Here is a 19,328-nt window from a genome sequence, read left to right as displayed (position 1 = left end):
TTACGGCTTTAATTTAGTTTGTCCAAATTGGAAATATTTAAAACCAAAGCAGCACTTAAGGCTTTTTTAAAACCCTTAAAAGCATCAGGTAAAAAAATAGCACTTGTGCCTACCATGGGTGCCTTGCACAATGGTCATATATCGTTGATAAAACTGGCCCAACAAAATGCCGATATCATTATCTGTAGCATATTTGTAAATCCAACGCAGTTTACAGATCCCAAAGATTTAGAGAAATACCCGCGCCCAATCGAACACGATTTGACCATGCTGGCCGATGCAGGTTGTAACGGTGTATTTATGCCTAATGTAGATGAAATGTATCCTGCCGGGGCCGACGAGGCTTGGCACATTGATTTGGGTAATGCCGAATTTCTGCTGGAAGGCGAATTCAGAAAGGGCCACTATCAAGGTGTAACGCAGATTGTAAAAAAATTGTTTGATGCCGTTGAGCCAGATGTAGCCATGTTCGGACAAAAAGATTTCCAACAGGTATTAATGATCAAGAATATGCTGGCTTATTTTAAGCTGCCCATCACCATTATTACCTGTCCGATTATCCGAGAAGCCGATGGTTTAGCCATGAGCAGTCGAAATATCCATTTATCGGCCGATGATCGCAAACATTCGCTCGTGCTGAGTAAATCGCTTCAGTTCGTTATCGATCATTTTAACGAATATTCACTTACAGAATTGGTGGATAAGGCAAAAGTATTCTATCAGGGTATTGAAGGGGTGGAACTCGATTATTTTACCATTGCCAATGGCGATACACTGGAACCAGCCAAATCAAAACATGAAAATAACCTGATTGCACTGGTTGCCGCAAAAGTAGGTTCAACCAGGCTGATCGATAATATGATTATTAAGTGATGGATGATGTAGTCGGTTAATGGTTCATAGTCTTATGGTTGATGGCCAGGGCGCCTAAGCTATCAACTATGGACCATTAACTATTCACATTTAACATTCTGCTACTTTGCGAAACTCCAAACTGATGACTGAAAACTCCAAACTGATTACTAACTTTGCCGAATGGTTATCACAATATTAAAATCGAAAATACACCGTGTTAGGGTAACACAAGCCGAATTGAACTATGTAGGCAGTATTACGATAGATGAAGATTTGATGGATGCAGCTAACATTATCGCTAATGAAAAGGTGCAGATCGTAAATAATAATAATGGTGCACGTTTCGAAACTTATGTGATTAAAGGCGAACGCGGTACCGGAACCATCTGTTTAAATGGCGCAACAGCCCGTTTGGCTCAGCTTGGCGACATTCTCATCATTATGTCGTATGGCTCATTACCAATAGAAGAAGCGAAAAAATACAATCCAATATTGGTTTTTCCTGATGATAATAACCACTTGCTAAAATAACCTTGTGACAATCGACCTCAAAACAGCGCTAAAATATATCATCCTGTTTTTAATCGGGATAGGGGTTTTATATTTAGCTTTTAGAGGTCAGGATTTAGGAAAGATCTGGCAGGAAATCAAAACCGCCAACTACTTTTGGGTAATTACTTCCGCATTTGCCGTATGGATTGCACATGTATTACGTGCTTTGCGCTGGCAAATGCTGTACAAATCTATTCATTACAAAGTGAGTTTCTGGAATGCTTACCATGCCGTAATAATCGGCTATCTGGCTAACCTTGCTTTACCGCGCTTCGGAGAGATTGGCCGTTGTTCGGTTATTCACAAAGCCGAAAAGGTGCCCATGTTTGCTTCTATAGGTACCGTAATTACCGAACGGCTATTTGATGTGCTGATGCTTTTTCTCACCAGTTTGGCAATGCTGATTTTTCAGTATGATATGGTAGCCGATTTTCTTTATCAAACCATATATGTCAATCTTATTAAAAAATTAAGTACGATTAACTATTTGTGGCTGGTTGGTTTGGGGATCATTATTTTGCTGCTCGTTGCTGTTGCAATATATTTTCTCCGTCAAAAATTCAGTAAAAAGTTCTTACGCATTTTTGTAAGCCTGCGCCAGGGATTTGGCTCATATAGTAAGTTAAAACAAAAAGGATTATTTTTAACGTATACACTAGGGATATGGCTTTTCTACTCACTTTCTATGTATTTCGCCTTTTCTTCTATTCAAGCTACTTCAGGATTACATTTTAACGCTGCATTTACCGCAATTGTATTTTCTGGTTTTGCTATGGCAGCCCCTGTTCAGGGCGGTATTGGCATTTTCCACTGGATGGTTGCGCAGTCTTTGGTGCTGTATGGCATATCTTTTAAAGATGGTTTGGCTTACTCAACCATTATTCATTCTTCGCAGATTTTATTGATTCTTGTTTTAGGAAGTTTAAGCCTTGGGCTCATCCTGACTAAAAGAACAGTTAGATGATTTTTTTTATGGGCGTTTTAACACGCTGTTCACTGTATCTTTTTGGTAGAAAAAACCAAAAAGGATGCCGCTTCCATCGTTAACGCAGACCCTGCAAGTAAATAAATATTGTACAACTATCTTTGGCTATCGTAACCGAAGTATTACCGCTATTGCTTTACAAAAAACTAAATATTTTGTAACAACAAGAAAACCTGTAAAACACGCAAGCACACCAAGATATCACATAAACCGGTGCTTAAATCGGGAGTCGCCGCTGCTGTCGGGTTTATGATTAGCGGTTTTGTTCTCCTGGCACTACACGTTGCTCCTAAACCCGATTAAAAGCGAACACGGAGCGCAGCGAAGTAAAGCGTAAAGCGGGGCCATGGCTGCCAAACGCTCAGAACCCCTCATTTCCAAGACAATAGCCTAAAATGAACATTTTTTAGGAAAAGTGGAAGCCGGTGTGCTTTGGGCTCTAATCCCGCGATTCGCTATGATCCCGATAGAAACAGAATCTAAATACGCCGTCGCAACATGAAATGAATTTAAAAATAAATTACTATGCAACCATAGTAATTTCGATCATTAATGCTACATTTGATTTACTAACCTTTTATACATAAATGTTATGCATTTTGAATTAAGTGAAGAACAATTAATGATCCGGCAGGCTGCCCGCGATTTCGCGCAGCAGGAATTAAAGCCGGGTGTAATCGAACGAGACGAACATCAGAAATTTCCGGCCGAGCAGGTAAAAAAACTTGGAGAACTTGGTTTTTTGGGGATGATGGTGAGCGAAAAATATAACGGAAGCGGACTCGATGCCATTTCTTACGTTTTGGTAATGGAAGAGCTATCTAAAATCGATGCCTCTGCATCAGTTGTGGTTTCGGTAAACAACTCTTTGGTTTGCTATGGATTAGAGGCCTATGGCAGTGAAGCCCAAAAGGAAAAATATTTAAAGCCACTTGCAGCTGGAGAAAAAATAGGCGCATTTTGTTTATCAGAACCCGAAGCCGGATCTGATGCTACCTCGCAACGTACGACCGCTGAAGATAAAGGCGATTATTATCTACTGAATGGTACAAAAAACTGGATCACCAACGGCGGTACTGCATCAACCTATCTGGTTATTGCACAAACCCACCCAGAGTTAAGGCATAAAGGTATCAATGCTTTTATTGTAGAGAAAGGGATGGAAGGTTTTACCGTTGGACCAAAAGAAAATAAACTCGGCATCCGCGGATCTGATACACATTCTTTAATGTTTAACGATGTGAAGGTGCCAAAAGAAAATAGGATTGGCGAAGATGGCTTCGGTTTTAAGTTTGCCATGAAAACTTTGGAAGGTGGGAGGATCGGTATTGCGGCCCAGGCTTTAGGTATTGCACAGGGTGCTTTCGAGTTGGCCACGCAGTATGCTAAAGAGCGAAAATCATTCGGCAAACCAATTTCCGAGCATCAGGCCATTGCTTTTAAACTGGCCGATATGGCTACCCAGATCGAAGCAGCCAGGTTATTGGTTTATAAAGCTGCCTGGTTAAAAGATCAGGGTTTACCTTACACACAGGCCGGTTCTATGGCCAAGCTTTTTGCTTCAAAAGTGGCGATGGATGTAACCATCGAAGCTGTACAAGTGCACGGTGGTTACGGTTTCGTAAAAGAATACCATGTAGAACGGTTAATGCGAGATGCTAAAATTACTCAGATTTACGAAGGTACATCTGAGATCCAGAAAATGGTGATTTCGAGAGAAGTGATCCGTTAGTTTTTGAGCTTGGAGCTGGGAGCTTGGAGTCACAAGTCCAAACTCTCAACTCAAAACTCCCAACTTATTCTTTTTCGCCAACTACAGCGCTAAACACTGCTTTAATTAAGGCTACAACTATAGCCAAAAATGCAGCAGCGATAAAACCTGAAGTGTTAAAAGAGGTCATCATATTATCAACCAATAAAATCATTAAAACGGTAATGATAAATGATACTAGTCCAAGCGTCAAAAAATTAACAGGGAATGTTAATAATCTTAAAATGAACCCGATGGTTGAGTTTGCAAGTGCAACCAGTACTGCAGCAATAATGGATGTTGCATAACCATCAACATGTACGCCAGGTACTATTCTTGCGCCGATAAAAAAGGCTAATCCCATCAAAAGGATTTCGATAATAAATCTCATAATTGTTTATTTTTGTAAATGTTCAAATGCTTTTTTAAATACCAGGCCATAATTGCTATTGTCCTATTCACATTTTCATGTTCGAATACAAACAACAGGCCAATAATTAAGTTTTCTGGGGATAGTTCATCAATAATAATTAAAAATATTGATGAGGCGAGCCTCTTACAGGTAAAAAATGCCTATCTGGCTAATGCAGATACACTTAATTTGGTGTCTGTTTTAATAAAACCGGGTGATCTGGACAGTATCCAGGATGAACTGGAAGTGCCTGGCAAGGTTAAGATACTTGGAGATTCACTGATATTTAATCCCGATCAGCCTTTTCTTAAGGGTAAAGAATATCTGGTTGAGAGTTACATCGGGATAAAATTTGCAACCGTGGGCGATCTGATTATGGGGAAGGGTAAACAGAATTTAAAAGCGCAGCAACAAACACTTAAACGGTAATAATCAGCATAATAATTAGCGCAAGTGTTTGATTTTTTCTAAAAAATTACTACATTTGCATCGTAATCGAAGAAAAGAGAAGGGGACAATGTCCCCTTTTTCTATGAAATCAGGTTAAAATATGCAGGTAGAAAAGAGAGTTGCAGCCCTCGTTGAGGAAAAAATAGCAGATCGGCCAGAGCTGTTTCTGGTTGAGGTGAAAATGTTGCCAAACAATAAATTAATTATCCATGTTGATGGCGACGAAGGTATTAGCATACAGGATTGTGTGGCCATAAGCAGGCATGTTGGTTTTCATCTCGAAGAAGAAAACGCAATAGAACAGGCTTATAATTTAGAAGTTTCTTCTCCGGGTGTTGGTGAGCCTTTAAAGTTAATCCGTCAATACAATAAAAATATTGGCCGTACAGTAAGCATTAAGCTGAAAGAAGGATTAAAAAAAGAAGGGAAACTGCTGGCGGTTACAGAAAATAATCTGCTGATTGAAGAATCGGTTAAAGAAAAAGGGAAAAAGGCGGTAACAATTCAAACAGATGTTCCGTTTAATGATATATTAGAAACAAGTGTGTTAATTTCATTTAAGTAAAAATGAGTACTACAACAATTAATTTGATCGACTCTTTTCAAGAGTTTAAAGATTTCAAAAATATAGATCGCCCAACGGTGATCAGTGTGCTGGAAGAAGTTTTTCGTAGCATGTTGCGTAAAAAATACGGAACAGACGAAAACTGTGATGTTATCGTGAATCCGGATAACGGTGATTTGGAGATCTGGAGAACGAGAAAAGTAATGGAAGATGGATTTTCTGAGGATGATGATTTAGAGATTGAGCTTGCTGAAGTTTCTAAGTTAGATAGCACTTTAGAAGTTGGCGATGATTATATCGAGCAGATTACTTTAGAAAGTTTTGGCCGCAGAGCAATTTTAGCTGCACGTCAAACTTTGGTGTCTAAAGTATTGGAATTAGAGAAAGACGAAATTTTCAAAAAATATAAAGATAGAGTAGGCGAAATCGTAACAGGTGAAGTTTACCAGGTTTGGAAGAAAGAAACTTTGGTTTTAGATGATGAAGGCAACGAACTTTTAATGCCTAAAACAGAGCAGATTCCAGCAGATTATTTCAAAAAAGGCGATTCTGTAAGAGCGGTAATCTCTAAAGTAGAAATGATCAACGCTAACCCGAAAATTATCATTTCGAGAACAGCACCAGAATTTTTGCAACGCCTGTTCGAACAGGAAGTTCCAGAAATTTTCGACGGTCTAATTACCGTTAAGAAAATTGTTCGCGAACCAGGAGAACGTGCTAAAGTTGCAGTTGAATCGTATGATGACCGTATCGATCCGGTTGGAGCGTGTGTAGGTATGAAAGGGTCACGTATCCACGGCATCGTTCGCGAATTGAAAAACGAAAACATTGATGTGATTAATTTCACCAATAATATTTCATTATACATTACCCGTGCTTTAAGCCCGGCAAAAATCACCTCTATTAAATTGGATGATGAAACCAAACATGCATCGGTTTACTTAAAACCAGATCAGGTTTCACTGGCAATTGGACGTGGCGGACACAATATTAAACTTGCTGGTAAATTAACTGGCTACGAAATTGATGTGTATCGCGAAGCCGGAGAAGAAAACGACGAGGATGTTGATTTAGAAGAATTCTCAGATGAGATTGATAGCTGGATCATTGATGAATTAAAGGCTATCGGTTGCGATACTGCTAAGAGTGTATTAGCACTTACAGTAGAAGATTTGGTAAAACGCACCGACCTTGAAGAGGAAACCATTAAAGAAGTGGTTCAAATTTTGAAGTCAGAATTTGAATAAGTGGTGTAATTGCCAAATAAACACTACTTTTGTATTAAATAAAAAACAATAACAGGAGCTAAATGTCAGACGACAAACCAATCATTTTAATTAAAGCTATTAAAGAACTTAATATAGGCATGGGTACGGCCGTTGAGTTTTTAAACAAAAAGGGATTCTCTGCCGAGAAGAGCCCTATGTTTAAACTTACGGGAGACATGTATAATGCCTTATTGAAAGAGTATCAGGGAGATAAGATCGTAAGAGAAGAAGCCAAACAAATAGTGATTGGTAAAATACGTCGTGACGAGCCTGAGACTGAAAAGCCAGTAGAAGCGCCGAAGAAGAATACCGATTTTGAGAAAAATGAAGAGATTTTAATTAAAAATGCTCAGTCATTTACACCTCCGGTAGAGAAACCAAAGGTTGTAGAAACCCCTAAGGTAGAAACGCCAGCGCCAACACCAGCCCCTGCGGCAGCAGTAGAGCCGGTAAAAGAAACTAAGGCAGAAGATAAAGTTGAAGAAACTGGATTGCCAGGGGTTAAAATTGTAGGGAAGATCGATTTAAATGATCTTAACTCGAAAACACGCCCGGCTAAGAAAGAAGAAACACCTGCTGCACCAGCACCTGTTGTAGAACAGCCGGTGGTTAAAGCCCCTGAGCCTGTAAAACCAGTTGAACAACCTAAAGTGGAAGAGAAACCGGTTGAGGTTAAAAAGGAAGAAACGGCTGCTGCTCCAGCGCCAGTTGTAGCGCCACCAGTGGCTAAAGCACCTGAGCCTGTAAAACCAGTTGAACAACCTAAAGTGGAAGAAAAACCAGCTGAAGCAAAACCGGTAAGCAACGAGCCTGAAGTAATTAAAGCGCGTACCGTTAAATTAACCGGTCCGAATATTATTGGTAAAATTGTTTTACCAACAACTCCGGATAGAAGGAACGGTCCGGTAGCATCATCTAGCGATAGTGAAGCTGCTAAACGTAAGCGTAAACGCAAAAAAACTCCAGGAGCACCGGGCCAACCTGGTCAACACGGTGGTCAAGGCCAGCAAGGACAAAATAATCCTGCAGGTCAAGGCCAGGGCCAAAGTGGTACACCAGGGCAACCTCGTACACCTTATCAAGGTAACAGACCAGGTGGTGGAACTCCATACCAAGGTAACAGACCAGCAGGACAAGGCGGAACTCCATACCAGGGAAATAGAAATAACAACAATAACAGACCAGGTTTCCAAAATAGAAATGCTACACCAAGCGGACCTAAAGAAGAACCTACTGAGAAGGAAATTCAAGATCAGATCAAAGCAACACTTGCCCGTTTAAGTGGTGCCGGTAAATCAGGTAAATTTGCACAACGTGCTAAATTACGTCGTCAGAAACGTGATGATGTAGCATCGAATGCAGAAGAGGCTGCAAATGAGCTTGAATCTCAATCGAAAATATTAAAAGTAACAGAATTTGTTACGGCTAATGAGTTAGCGAGCATGATGGATGTACCGGTTACCAAAATTATTGGTACTTGTATGAGTCTAGGGATGTTCGTTTCCATTAACCAACGTTTAGATGCTGAAACCTTAACCATCGTTGCAGATGAGTTTGGTTACGAAATTCAATTCGTTAAACCAGATGAAGATGAAGAAAATGTAATTGAGGAAGAAGATAACGAGGCAGATTTAATCGAGAGAGCTCCGGTTGTTACGATTATGGGTCACGTCGATCACGGTAAAACCTCATTGCTGGATTATATCCGTAAAGCAAACGTGGTAGCTGGTGAGGCAGGTGGTATTACCCAGCACATTGGTGCTTACATGGTAACTACACCAACCGGTAAAAAAGTAACCTTCTTAGATACTCCAGGTCACGAAGCCTTTACAGCGATGCGTGCACGTGGTGCTAAGGCTGCCGATATTGCCATTATTGTTATCGCGGCTGATGATGCGGTAATGCCTCAAACAAAAGAGGCGATTAACCACGCACAGGCTGCAGGTGTACCATTGGTATTTGCTTTCACTAAAGTAGATAAGCCAGGTGCAAATGCAGATAAAGTACGCGAGCAATTATCAGTAATGAATATCTTGGTTGAAGATTGGGGTGGTAAATATCAATCACAGGAAATCTCAAGCAAAAGCGGCTTAAATGTTGATTTACTTTTGGATAAAGTATTATTAGAAGCAGAATTATTAGAGCTGAAAGCGAATCCGAATAAGAGGGCTACAGGTACTGTAATTGAGTCGGCATTAGATAAAGGACGTGGTATTGTAACTACGGTATTGGTTCAGGCCGGTACGTTAAGAGTGGGAGATCCAATCTTAGCGGGTAGTTATAGCGGACGTGTAAAAGCATTAACCAACGAGCGTGGTGCTAAGGTAGAATCAGCAGGCCCATCACAGCCGGTACAGGTTTTGGGTATGCAAGGTGCACCTACAGCAGGTGATAGATTTAATGCTTTAGAAAGTGAAACCGAAGCACGTGATATTGCAAACAAACGTATGCAGTTACAACGCGAGCAGGGATTACGTACACAGAAACACATTACATTGGATGAGATCGGTCGTCGTTTGGCTATCGGTAACTTTAAAGAGCTTAACATCATTGTTAAAGGTGATGTGGATGGTTCAATTGAGGCATTAGCCGATTCATTGTTGAAATTATCGACTGAGCAAATTCAGATTAATATCATCAGTAAAGGTGTTGGTCAGATTTCAGAATCTGATGTATTGTTAGCTTCGGCTTCTGATGCGATCATTATTGGTTTCCAGGTTCGTCCATCAACAGGTGCACGTAAACTTGCAGAAGCTGAGCAGATCGATATCCGTTTATATTCTATCATCTACGATGCAATCAACGAGATTAAATCAGCGATGGAAGGTATGTTGGATCCGGAATTCGAAGAGAAAATTGTGGCTAACGTTGAGATTCGTGAGACTTTCAAAATTACTAAAGTGGGTACCATTGCAGGTTGTATGGTATTGGATGGTAAGATTACCCGTAACAGCAAGATCCGTATCGTTAGAGATGGTGTTGTAGTGTACACCGGTGAACTGGCCTCATTAAAACGCTTTAAGGATGATGTGAAAGAGGTTAATAAAGGTTACGAATGTGGTTTAAACATTCAGAACTTTAACAACATCGAAGTTGGCGATATCGTAGAAGCTTACGAACAAGTAGAAGTAGCTAGAAAGCTGTAATTCTACAGTATATTATAAAAATTAGAGTGGCCTCAAAAGGGCCACTTTTTTTTGTGCTAATAGATTCTTTATCTTAAAAATCCGATAATTTTGAGCTTGTATCTTAAAAATATCAAATAATTTTAAGTTGCTACTCAGATTGCGACAGCTTATGCCGATCATCTGCATTTTGGCTTACAGCCGATGGCAACGAAGTAAATTTTATTGTAGAACAACACTTAAACAAAGGAACTGCTTATGAGATTAGGTATAATGATGTTCAGTTTAACCCTACCAAGTAAAAAAACAGAGGCTATCAGGTTATAGCTTGTTGATGAGAAGATAAACCAACTTACCGGCATTAAAAATATTGATGCTTTTTTGCGGAGAGAAATTATTTTGGTATGTCTCAGCTTCATAAACTGTAATATTTACATACGAAAAAGAGCCTCAATAATAAATTGAGGCTCTTTTTCGTATAATGGGAGGCTATTTAGTTTTACTAAACCAAAAGCAGCCACAGCCATAAAACTGTTTTTTAAGTAATTCGTCTGATGGATTAAGCACTAGCCCGCCGTCTGCTTCATCTTCAGGTATTAAGGTAACTTCTTTAAGTTCCAGATCTGAAAACAAATTTAAAACCTGATCCTTTGAATAAATGCGGTGTGCATTAAAACAGATTACATCTTTTGCCCCTAGAGGAACAACGAATAACAAATTGCCACCAATTGCTAATACCCGCGTCAATTCTTTTACTGCTTTAATATCCGCGTCGTAATCCAGAGGGTCTCCATAACGGCCTAAGCCAACATGCTCTACTGTATGCATGCATGATAACGATTCGATGGAGCCAGATTCAAATGGCAAATTCATTAGGTCGCCAGATAAGGATTTCAAATTTGGTAATTCTAGTTTTGCTGGTCGATAATCATAAAACTCAACAGGTAAAATTGCCGACAGCATAGAACAGAAATGCAGCGTCGATGAGATGTCTATATGTTTAGAAGGCTTATTGTTTATGATTATTCTGATTGCCCAAGCAGGATGATAAACGTAATGCCTATCAAAGCCTGTATCTGCTGTATTATCAAATAAACATGGATAAAGATTTTCTTCACCCAAAGAAAAACGTTTTTTTGAACGTTTCTCTAAGTCAAGCAATTGTTTAAATTCGGCTTTGAATTTTATATTATGGGAATTGTCTTTAGAAAATGCTTTTCTTATTTTTTTAATCATACTAAATCCTAATTATTCGCCCGACTAAGATAACGCAATTATTTAATGAAATCTTCCGGCCATACCTAATATTAAATGATTTAAACTTGTAACGGCGTAAAAATAATTCTTACTGAGCTCTAATACATATACCCGATATGGGTAATATTCTTTATACATGTGTGTTAAAACTTGCTCGATTTTTTATATAAGATCATTTTTTGTAGATATTCGCAGACTGTTTTAAAAATGATATTCAATGGATACTGAGCCAATAAAGGTTACAACACCTAAAACAAAGAATTTTTCTTTTGTCGATTCAATCAGGTGTATATCTATGATTGGGATTGTTCTTGAGCATTGCGGAGTTGTTCCGCCAAATCACTACAGCAGGCAGTTCGAAAATATTGTCGAAAGTTCTATTATACAGTCTTTTAAGTTCAGTACAATAGCTTTTTTTCTAATTGGTGGTTTTTTAATTAACCATAAGTTTGATGAATACACCCCTTTTCAGTATTTAAAAAATAGATTTAAAAAAACCATTAAACCATGGTTGTTCTGGATATTTATGTTAATTATGCTAAGTGTTTTAGACCGTTATATCGCTCATAGTAGAGGAAGTGAGATGGGTTTGATAGGAAGTAACTTTTTTCTATACTTTGTTGAAACCTTTACACGTATCGTACTCATCAGCCCATATTGGTTTATCCTTAATTTTCTTATTTGTATTACCATTTTATTACTATTTAAAAAGCATTTATATAACCTTTGGTTCGGTTTGGTTTTGGCGCTTTTTTCGCTGTTTTATAGTGTAAATATTTATCAGGGCTGGATTGCTACAACCCATACTACAGCAATTTTTGGATTCGTGTTTTATTTATGGCTCGGCGTTTATTTTAACGAATATTATGATAAAATAATGAATATAATTAAAGGCACATCCTGGTTTATGATCTTGCTTTTAGCACTTGCTACCTTTTGGATAGCGGTTGGGGAATCTACTTACCTTAACAGTATTGGTATAAAAGATGCATATAATACCTTACGTTTTAGTAATATCATCTATTCTTTAGTCATGTTTGCGCTATTGTTAAAAGTTGGCAGTTTAAATTGGCTCCAGCGAAATTTACGCCCCAGGGAAACTACCTTCGGTATCTATCTCATCCATGTGATTATAATTGACAGAGGGCTTCCCCTAATTTTTCAGCCCTTAAAGTTAAATTTTCTTGAGCTTAGCATATGGCAGAATACTGGAATACTGTTAATTAGATTTTTAGTTACTTATATGCTAAGCTTTTTCCTGGCAAGAGCTATAGGAAAAACTAAAGTGAAATGGATGGTAGGGAATTAACTGATCAATCCCCTAAGCGTGATTTTAAATATTTTTCGAAATTGCTTAAAATTAAAATACGCTGCACTATACAATTCCTTTTTAAAATACCAATTTAATGCTTTAACATTTGATTTTTTTAACCGCAGTATTTCGTACCATTTATTAAATAAAAACCGATTCAATTTAGCTGTATCAAATCTTTTTGATTTTGCATTTGCAACTTTCATTGCAATCAGTAGTTCGAGATATCCAGCAAAATGAGCTTCATTTAAATTATTTGTTAATAATTCTTTATGTAGATTTAAGCTGCTCGTGTTAAACGACATGCCTAAGTTTTCTTGTATATTTTTAAGCACTTCGAGTTCGTTTTTTCCTTGATCCTCCGATCTTTTGATCGTTATATTTTCGCCATGTATCCTATACTTAACTAAAAAGGTATCAATATTTGCAACTTTGTATTTTTCTGAAATCCGTGTAAAAAGGTCGAAATCTTCAGCTAAGGCAAAATCTCTATAGCCGTTAAGTGTTTTAAAGATTTCCGTTTTAAACATGGTGCTTGAATTTATGAAAGAATTGGCAAATAACATATGCATGTTTATCGAATCATCAGTTGGCACAATTATTTTTTTATCAGCTTCTATTCCATTTTCATTTATAATTGTACCATGCCCTCCACACAATGCAACTTCTGGATGTGAAGAAAAAAAGTTTAACTGTAACTGAAACCTATTAGGATAAGCGATATCATCACTATCTAAAATTGCAATGTATTCGCCGTTAGCCAGTTCAAGCAATCTGTTTCTGGTAAAAGGCAATCCCTTATTCCCCTCATTTTGTATAAACCTGATTCTGTTATCATTAAATTTTTTAACTGCTAATGCCGTATCATCAGTTGACCCATCGTCGATAATAATAAGTTCAAAATCTTTAAAGGTTTGATTTAAAATACTAGATACAGATTCTTCTATATAGCCGGAAGCATTATAGGCAGCTATAAATGCTGTTATTTTAGGGCTTTTCATAGTTTGATCCAGTTTTTTGGACAAATATCAGTATCATCACTAGCAAGATTATTTACCCATTTCCCTGGAGCAATAACCACTTTATTAGTATTGTTATTTAGCCATGCACCCCACCAACTAAAGCTGCTATTTGCAATAATATTATGCTTACAGTTGCTCATCAATTGCATGTCTATATAACTGTTTTTTCCCTTATTCAAATCAATGTAGCTTACATTCTCTAATTTAAGATTTTGTCTGCACCAGGCCACGTCATCAGAGAAGACAAAAAATTGAGCATCTTTAATTTTTGAATTGATGCTCAATATAGCTTCCTCATAATAATCTAAGTTACAAATGTTGCCTAATAAGGGGTCTTTTAAATAGTCACCCCTTCTTACATGGATCGATACACTTTGAGTATTTGTTATTTTTTGAAGGATTGTTTCATTTTCTATATCTACAATTTTAGGAAAAATGAAATCATGTTTTATTTGATCTGCTATATCATAGAAATACCCCTCGTTTTGCCAATAACCAAAATAATATTTATTAGTATCGCTTAAAAAAGAGGGATCGAACCTAAATTCCTTTTCCTCTACCCTATAGGTCTTTTTTAAATCTAAAACCCTTTTCAGTTTTCTAAATATCCATTTGGTTTGATTGGGCTTAAATAGATTTAAAATAAATTTGCTTGGTGTTCTTACGGTTAATTTAAAAATTCTTTCCAGTTCATAGCCATTATGTAAAGGATAATCTTCAAAATCAGATAAATCTGCATAAACATTGAAGCCCTTACTTTGTAGCGATCTGTAGAATGAATATTGAAACATCTGATTGCCCAATCCGCCTATTATTTTTATGATGATCATTACTTTGAGTTGAATCAATAAATTTCTACTTAAATCTGGGTGATCTGAAATACATACTCAGATTTAAATTAACTTTGTTATAGATGGAAAATCCTTTAGTTACTATTGTTATACCCGCATATAATTATCAGGCGTTTTTACCTGAGACTTTAAATTCGGTATTGGCACAAAAATATCAAAATTTTGAACTTATTGTTGTAGATGACGGTTCGACAGATAAAACAAAAGATGTTGTCGCTGAATTTTTAGCAAAAGATTCCAGAATAAAATATTTCTATCAATCAAATGCAGGCTTATCGGCTGCTAGAAATCTGGGGATAAAAAATGCAAGTGGAGAATATATCCAGTTTTTAGACGCGGATGACCTTTTGTCCGATCTAAAATTAAGCTCGCAAGTTGAGGATATGGAAAAAGATGCTCATATAGATATCTCTTACACTATGGCATGTTATTTTGTAGACGGCGATAAAGAAAAGCTTTATAAAAGTATAAACTTAAACCAGGATGAATGGATGCCTAAGTTGGATGCTTCTGGATATGAAGTTTTAGAAATGCTAGTAAAGCAAAATATAATGCCAGTTAATTCCGCTTTAATTAGGGCATCTTCATTGAAAAAAGTAGGCTTTTTTGATATGTCTTTGAAAAGTTTGGAAGACTGGGATTTTTGGATTTCGTGCGCATTTAAAGATTTTTACTTTTCTTTTTTGCCTGTAGAGGAGGCTTTTGCGTTAATTAGGATTCATAAAATCAGTATGAGTCAGAACAGGAAAAAGATGTCGGAGTACGAAGTAATAGTGAGGAAGAGAATTAAAAACTTAATAAAAAACTGTTCATTTATTAACTCAGGGCAGAAAAAGATGCTGGAAAAATCAAACTCGAGGCATAATAAGGTTATTGTAAGTGGATTAATTAAAGAATCAAAGCTTAGCTTAAAAGAATGTTTTAACTTGATTAAAAACGCCGGTACATCTCAATTCCTGGCATCTTACTTAAAAGCAATGAACGATAGCAGAAAAAGTAAACCTTAACGCGATTGTAGTTTAAATAGAGTATCCAAAGTCTTTAAATATAGGCCTCCATACCTCCAGGTTTTTGTTCCATGCGTGGCATCCAAATGGCAGTGTATTGTTAGTGAGTTCGAAAGCTCTGTCAACAGGCACTTCAAATGCAAAATATACGGCCTCTTTATAGGATGGTATCCTTAAATGTTTTGTCTTTCTATTTACTTCTATGCTCCAAAAAACATCTTCATTAAAGTTGGCTGCAGGATTTGATGAATATTCTTTTATTTTTTTCTGAAAGCGTTTGGTTAAATCATAAAATAACTGTGTTCTACGCAAGGATAGCCCCCCATTTCCTACTTTATACTCCCGCTGGATGTCGGTTGGAGCAAGCGTATTTTTCTCTTTAATGTCGAATTTTCGGTGTAAGTAGCCCAAAACACTATTTTTTATTGCTTTGATTGCGTCAGGATATTTATGTCTGAGCCACGGAGCTCCAACATAATCTATGTTTTTTTCAGACCAAAGCGTTAGGTCATCTTTGAAAACAAAAGCATCTAATTGATAAATCAAGATGTATTCATAGTCTAAAAATGCTTCATAAAATTCTCCGGACAGCATTAATTTGTTGTAACCTGCGATATCTTTAAAATACGCATCATCAAAACTGATAAAGTTATTAAATGGATACCTGGTATTTAGATTTAAAGAGCTGGGTTTTACACAAAAAATTGGATGGGATTTAGAAAGAACTTTGAAACACTGCTGCAAGGATATATCCTCTAAATAGCTTATTTCTTTATAAATAGGTACAATAACGGCAACCTTTTTCATAATGTGATGAGATTTAAACTATTTCAAAAACGGTATCAAGATTTTTGTAACAACGTTCTTTTTCATAATTGATGCTAAAAGCAGCAAAGGCATTTTTTGCCTGTTTTTTATATTCTGATTCGTCTGTTAATAGTTTCATGATATTATTTCCGAATTCAACGGGATCATCACTAACCAAACAGCCATTGTCGGTCTTGTTGATCAGCCCATCGATCCCACGGGTATTACAAACGATCGGTAAGCCATAAGATAGCGCTTCTACTACTTTTATCTTGGTTCCAGTGCCCGTAAGCATAGGGCATAGTGCTACTTTAGCATTTTGGTAATAGATTGACAAATCTTCGGCAAAGTTTACGGAAACAATATTCGGCGCCTTTATTGAAAGATGCTCGTTTATCTGTCCAATGACGCATATCTGCACGTTGGTTGGTAATAACGGATACACATCCTTAAAAAACCAGTTGGCGGCTTTTTGATTATGTACATTATCGCTGGCTACATAGACCAGATCAAACGACTTTTCATTAATATCATGAAGATTTTGAGGTTTATCAAGCATCATTGGCGCTAATACCACCTTGTTTTTACAGAATTGACTAAAAATATACTGTTCTTCGACAGAAATGGCTAAAGCGATATCAAACAAAGAAATCCTTCTGATTTCTTCTTTAAAAGATTGGCCAATATTAACTTTTTTTTGAAGTTGAGCGGTTATAAAATCATGTGTATCAATTACTTTTATCGATTTTTTTGTAAGGTGATTATCTTCTACCAATGTAGCCCAACTGGCATAATTGATAAAGATGTAATCATAATTGTTGTTTTTTAGAATTTTTTTGAAAGCCCTCTTAAACCTTAAGGTTACTAATTCAGGGAATTGAAGCGGAAAGAACCAAGCCTTATTTTGATAGAAAAAATTAGGCAGTTTATAAAAAAGCAGATAATAGAGTATGTTCTTTTTAGATGGCTTTTTTTTAATTACATAAGTCCTACTGGCCAGGCCCGCTTGCTCAAATGCTTTAATATCTGTTTCGCTCCATTTCCCGGTGAAATACTCACTTACAAAATCAATTTCAAAATTCCTTGATTTAAAATAGCTTAACATGCTTAAAGCCCTGGTTCTGTTGCCCGCATTTTTTTTTAGCGGATTATCAGGCATAAAAAATAGTACTTTCTTCATCTAGATGTTAGTCGTTAAAAGCCTGCATGTCGATTAAGCGCCTATATAAACCATTTTTGTTCATTAACTCATTATGGCTTCCGGTTTCTACAACGCTGCCTTTATCTATAACAACAATTTTATTGGCATGTTGTATTGTACTTAAACGGTGAGCTATTACAATTGAGGTGCGGTTTTTCATCAGATTATTTAAGGCATCCTGAACTAATTTTTCAGATTCTGTATCTAAGGCTGAAGTGGCCTCATCCAACAACATGATTGGTGGATTAGCCAATACAGCCCTTGCAATACAAACCCGTTGTTTCTGGCCTCCTGAGAGTTTATTTCCTCGATCGCCAACAAAAGATTGATAACCATCTTCTGTATTCTCGATAAAATCGTGCGCATTTGCGATTTTCGCTGCGGCAACAACTTCTTCCATTGTAGCATCTGGTTTGGCAAATGCGATGTTATTAAAAATGGTATCGTTAAATAGAAAAGATTCTTGATTAACGGTTCCCATTTGTGCCCTGATACTTTCGACAGTAAGCTCCCTATAATCGTGGCCATCAATTTTAATCGTTCCTGATTTTGGATCATGGAAACGGGGAAGCAGATCCATTAATGTGCTTTTTCCACCCCCAGAAGGCCCCACAAGTGCTACTGTTTGCCCTTTTTCAATGTCGAAGGTTATCGAGTTAAGAATTTGTTTTTCCCCATAACTGAATGATATATTTTGAAGGCTGATTGTACTGTTAAAATCATCCAGAACTTTCGCGTCTGGTTCATTAATCAACAACGGTTTAGTATCTATTAGGTCTAAAACCCGTTCGCCTGCTGCAATTCCAGAATGGATTCCACTAAATGAATCTGTTAATGCTTTTGCAGGACGCATTACCTGGGAAAAAATAGCGATGTAAGCAATAAAATCTGATGCGGTTAAGGCGTTTTTATCATTATGTAATATTAATGATCCGCCATACCAAACGATAATAGAAATCATTAAAACACCTAAAAATTCAGAAACTGGTGAGCCGAGTTGTTGGCGTCTAACCATTTTGCGTGTTAAGTTGGAATAGTATATATTTTCCTGGTTAAATTTGTTTTTAATTCGTTCCGTTGCATTAAAGGCCTTTATGATTTTAATCCCACTTAATGCCTCATCTAAAAAGCCAATCATTTTCGCAAAAGATTCATGCGATTCTTTTGCCTGCTGCTTTAACCTTTTTACAATTTTACTGATAATAAATGCAGAAATTGGGATTACCAGTAAAGAGAATAAGGTAAGCTTTGCTGAAATATTAAATAAAAGAATAACATATACAATTAGTGTTACAGGTTCTTTAAAAACAACCTGTAATGTATTGGTAACCGTGAATTGAACCACCTGTACATCAGAGGCTACTTTAGAAATAATATCGCCTTTTCTCTCATTGTTAAAATATCCTACATGAAGATTCATCACATTGTTAAATACCCGCCTTCTAAAGTTTAGCAACGTATGGACTCTCAGATCTTCCATATAACGCTGAGAAAAATACCTGAACAAATTGGAAAGCAATACAGAGATAACAATGATAATACAGATGTACATCAGCGTACTTTCTATGGTGTTAACCTTTATTGAATAATTAACAAAATCCCTTAACTTGCCCAATAAGCTAAATGAGGAGGCCGCTTTATCTGTTAAGCTTGGCGTTTGGCAAGCTTGCTTGTTTGCATTTAAAAGTGTTTCGAACAGCGGCGATAACAAAGCCAGGTTAAAGGTTCCGAATAGAATAGAAAGTAAGGTTGCAATAACGTAAGGTATGGCAAACTTTTCAATAGGCTTGGCAAATGATAATAAACGAAAATAAGTTTTCATTAAGTATTGTATATATAACAGAACCCAGGAAGTACCCAGTAGGAAAAAAATATAATAAAATCCGAGCAAATGTACGGTTTTTCATAC

At 37.0% G+C, this 19,328-nt stretch carries 17 protein-coding genes; 10 read left to right on the top strand and 7 right to left on the bottom strand.

What is annotated here, in order from left to right:
* Positions 1–27 precede the first annotated feature (27 nt).
* The 4 genes from panC to LQ201_RS11505 all read left to right on the top strand — a co-directional run bounded on the left by panC (position 28) and on the right by LQ201_RS11505 (position 4,124).
* Positions 28–873, top strand: coding sequence for a pantoate--beta-alanine ligase (gene panC, locus LQ201_RS11520; RefSeq protein ID WP_230142487.1), 846 nt, complete (start codon positions 28–30; stop codon positions 871–873).
* 162 nt (positions 874–1,035) lie between these two features.
* Positions 1,036–1,386, top strand: coding sequence for an aspartate 1-decarboxylase (gene panD / locus LQ201_RS11515; protein WP_029274491.1), 351 nt, complete (start codon positions 1,036–1,038; stop codon positions 1,384–1,386).
* A gap of 4 nt (positions 1,387–1,390) precedes the next feature.
* Positions 1,391–2,371: a lysylphosphatidylglycerol synthase transmembrane domain-containing protein gene (locus LQ201_RS11510; RefSeq protein ID WP_230142485.1), complete on the top strand. Its 981-nt coding sequence runs from the start codon at positions 1,391–1,393 to the stop codon at positions 2,369–2,371.
* Positions 2,372–2,984: 613 nt separating this feature from the next.
* Positions 2,985–4,124, top strand: coding sequence for an acyl-CoA dehydrogenase (locus tag LQ201_RS11505; protein ID WP_230142483.1), 1,140 nt, complete (start codon positions 2,985–2,987; stop codon positions 4,122–4,124).
* Positions 4,125–4,188: 64 nt separating this feature from the next.
* On the opposite strand, the gene LQ201_RS11500 is transcribed toward LQ201_RS11505, so the two are convergent.
* Positions 4,189–4,533 (bottom strand): phage holin family protein, encoded by a 345-nt coding sequence (locus LQ201_RS11500; protein ID WP_230142482.1) that lies wholly within the window; start codon positions 4,531–4,533, stop codon positions 4,189–4,191.
* Between the two features lie 18 nt (positions 4,534–4,551).
* Between LQ201_RS11500 and LQ201_RS11495 the strand changes: the two genes are divergently transcribed.
* From LQ201_RS11495 to infB, 4 genes are all read left to right on the top strand, one after another.
* Complete coding sequence (locus LQ201_RS11495; RefSeq protein ID WP_230142481.1) at positions 4,552–4,983, top strand: hypothetical protein; 432 nt, start codon at positions 4,552–4,554, stop codon at positions 4,981–4,983.
* A 121-nt stretch (positions 4,984–5,104) separates the two neighbouring features.
* On the top strand, positions 5,105–5,569 hold the full coding sequence (gene rimP, locus LQ201_RS11490; RefSeq protein ID WP_230142478.1) for a ribosome assembly cofactor RimP: 465 nt from the start codon (positions 5,105–5,107) through the stop codon (positions 5,567–5,569).
* A 2-nt stretch (positions 5,570–5,571) separates the two neighbouring features.
* A complete protein-coding gene (gene nusA, locus LQ201_RS11485; protein WP_029274497.1) occupies positions 5,572–6,816 on the top strand; it encodes a transcription termination factor NusA in 1,245 nt (414 codons plus the stop codon).
* Positions 6,817–6,878: 62 nt separating this feature from the next.
* Positions 6,879–9,983, top strand: coding sequence for a translation initiation factor IF-2 (gene infB / locus LQ201_RS11480; RefSeq protein ID WP_230142476.1), 3,105 nt, complete (start codon positions 6,879–6,881; stop codon positions 9,981–9,983).
* 468 nt (positions 9,984–10,451) lie between these two features.
* On the opposite strand, the gene LQ201_RS11475 is transcribed toward infB, so the two are convergent.
* Positions 10,452–11,198: a DUF268 domain-containing protein gene (locus LQ201_RS11475; protein ID WP_230142474.1), complete on the bottom strand. Its 747-nt coding sequence runs from the start codon at positions 11,196–11,198 to the stop codon at positions 10,452–10,454.
* 238 nt (positions 11,199–11,436) lie between these two features.
* Between LQ201_RS11475 and LQ201_RS11470 the strand changes: the two genes are divergently transcribed.
* A complete protein-coding gene (locus LQ201_RS11470; protein ID WP_230142473.1) occupies positions 11,437–12,528 on the top strand; it encodes an acyltransferase in 1,092 nt (363 codons plus the stop codon).
* Here the strand turns inward: LQ201_RS11470 and LQ201_RS11465 are convergent.
* A complete protein-coding gene (locus LQ201_RS11465; RefSeq protein ID WP_230142471.1) occupies positions 12,525–13,532 on the bottom strand; it encodes a glycosyltransferase in 1,008 nt (335 codons plus the stop codon). The two genes, LQ201_RS11470 and LQ201_RS11465, sit on opposite strands and share 4 nt — an antisense overlap.
* Positions 13,529–14,383, bottom strand: coding sequence for an alpha-1,2-fucosyltransferase (locus LQ201_RS11460; RefSeq protein ID WP_230142470.1), 855 nt, complete (start codon positions 14,381–14,383; stop codon positions 13,529–13,531). The genes LQ201_RS11465 and LQ201_RS11460 overlap by 4 nt, the downstream gene beginning before the upstream one ends.
* A gap of 83 nt (positions 14,384–14,466) precedes the next feature.
* On the opposite strand from LQ201_RS11460, the gene LQ201_RS11455 reads away from it, so the two are divergent.
* Entirely contained in the window at positions 14,467–15,411 is a 945-nt protein-coding gene (locus LQ201_RS11455) for a glycosyltransferase family 2 protein (RefSeq protein WP_230142468.1), read from the top strand.
* A gap of 12 nt (positions 15,412–15,423) precedes the next feature.
* Here the strand turns inward: LQ201_RS11455 and LQ201_RS11450 are convergent, their stop codons facing one another.
* Genes LQ201_RS11450 through LQ201_RS11440 form a run of 3 tightly spaced genes read right to left on the bottom strand, consistent with a single transcriptional unit; the run spans position 15,424 to position 19,241 of the window.
* Complete coding sequence (locus LQ201_RS11450) at positions 15,424–16,218, bottom strand: DUF5672 family protein (RefSeq protein ID WP_230142467.1); 795 nt, start codon at positions 16,216–16,218, stop codon at positions 15,424–15,426.
* 13 nt (positions 16,219–16,231) lie between these two features.
* A complete protein-coding gene (locus LQ201_RS11445) occupies positions 16,232–17,398 on the bottom strand; it encodes a glycosyltransferase (protein ID WP_230142463.1) in 1,167 nt (388 codons plus the stop codon).
* A 7-nt stretch (positions 17,399–17,405) separates the two neighbouring features.
* The gene (locus tag LQ201_RS11440) at positions 17,406–19,241 is read right to left on the bottom strand and encodes an ABC transporter ATP-binding protein (RefSeq protein ID WP_230142461.1); all 1,836 of its coding nucleotides are present in this window, start codon (positions 19,239–19,241) and stop codon (positions 17,406–17,408) included.
* Positions 19,242–19,328: the final 87 nt, after the last annotated feature.

The organism is Pedobacter sp. Bi126 (genome assembly GCF_918698245.1).
Taxonomy (GTDB): Bacteria; Bacteroidota; Bacteroidia; order Sphingobacteriales; family Sphingobacteriaceae; genus Pedobacter.
Note: the sequence above shows the minus strand (reverse complement) of the source record. Positions and strands in the feature narration are given on the sequence as shown.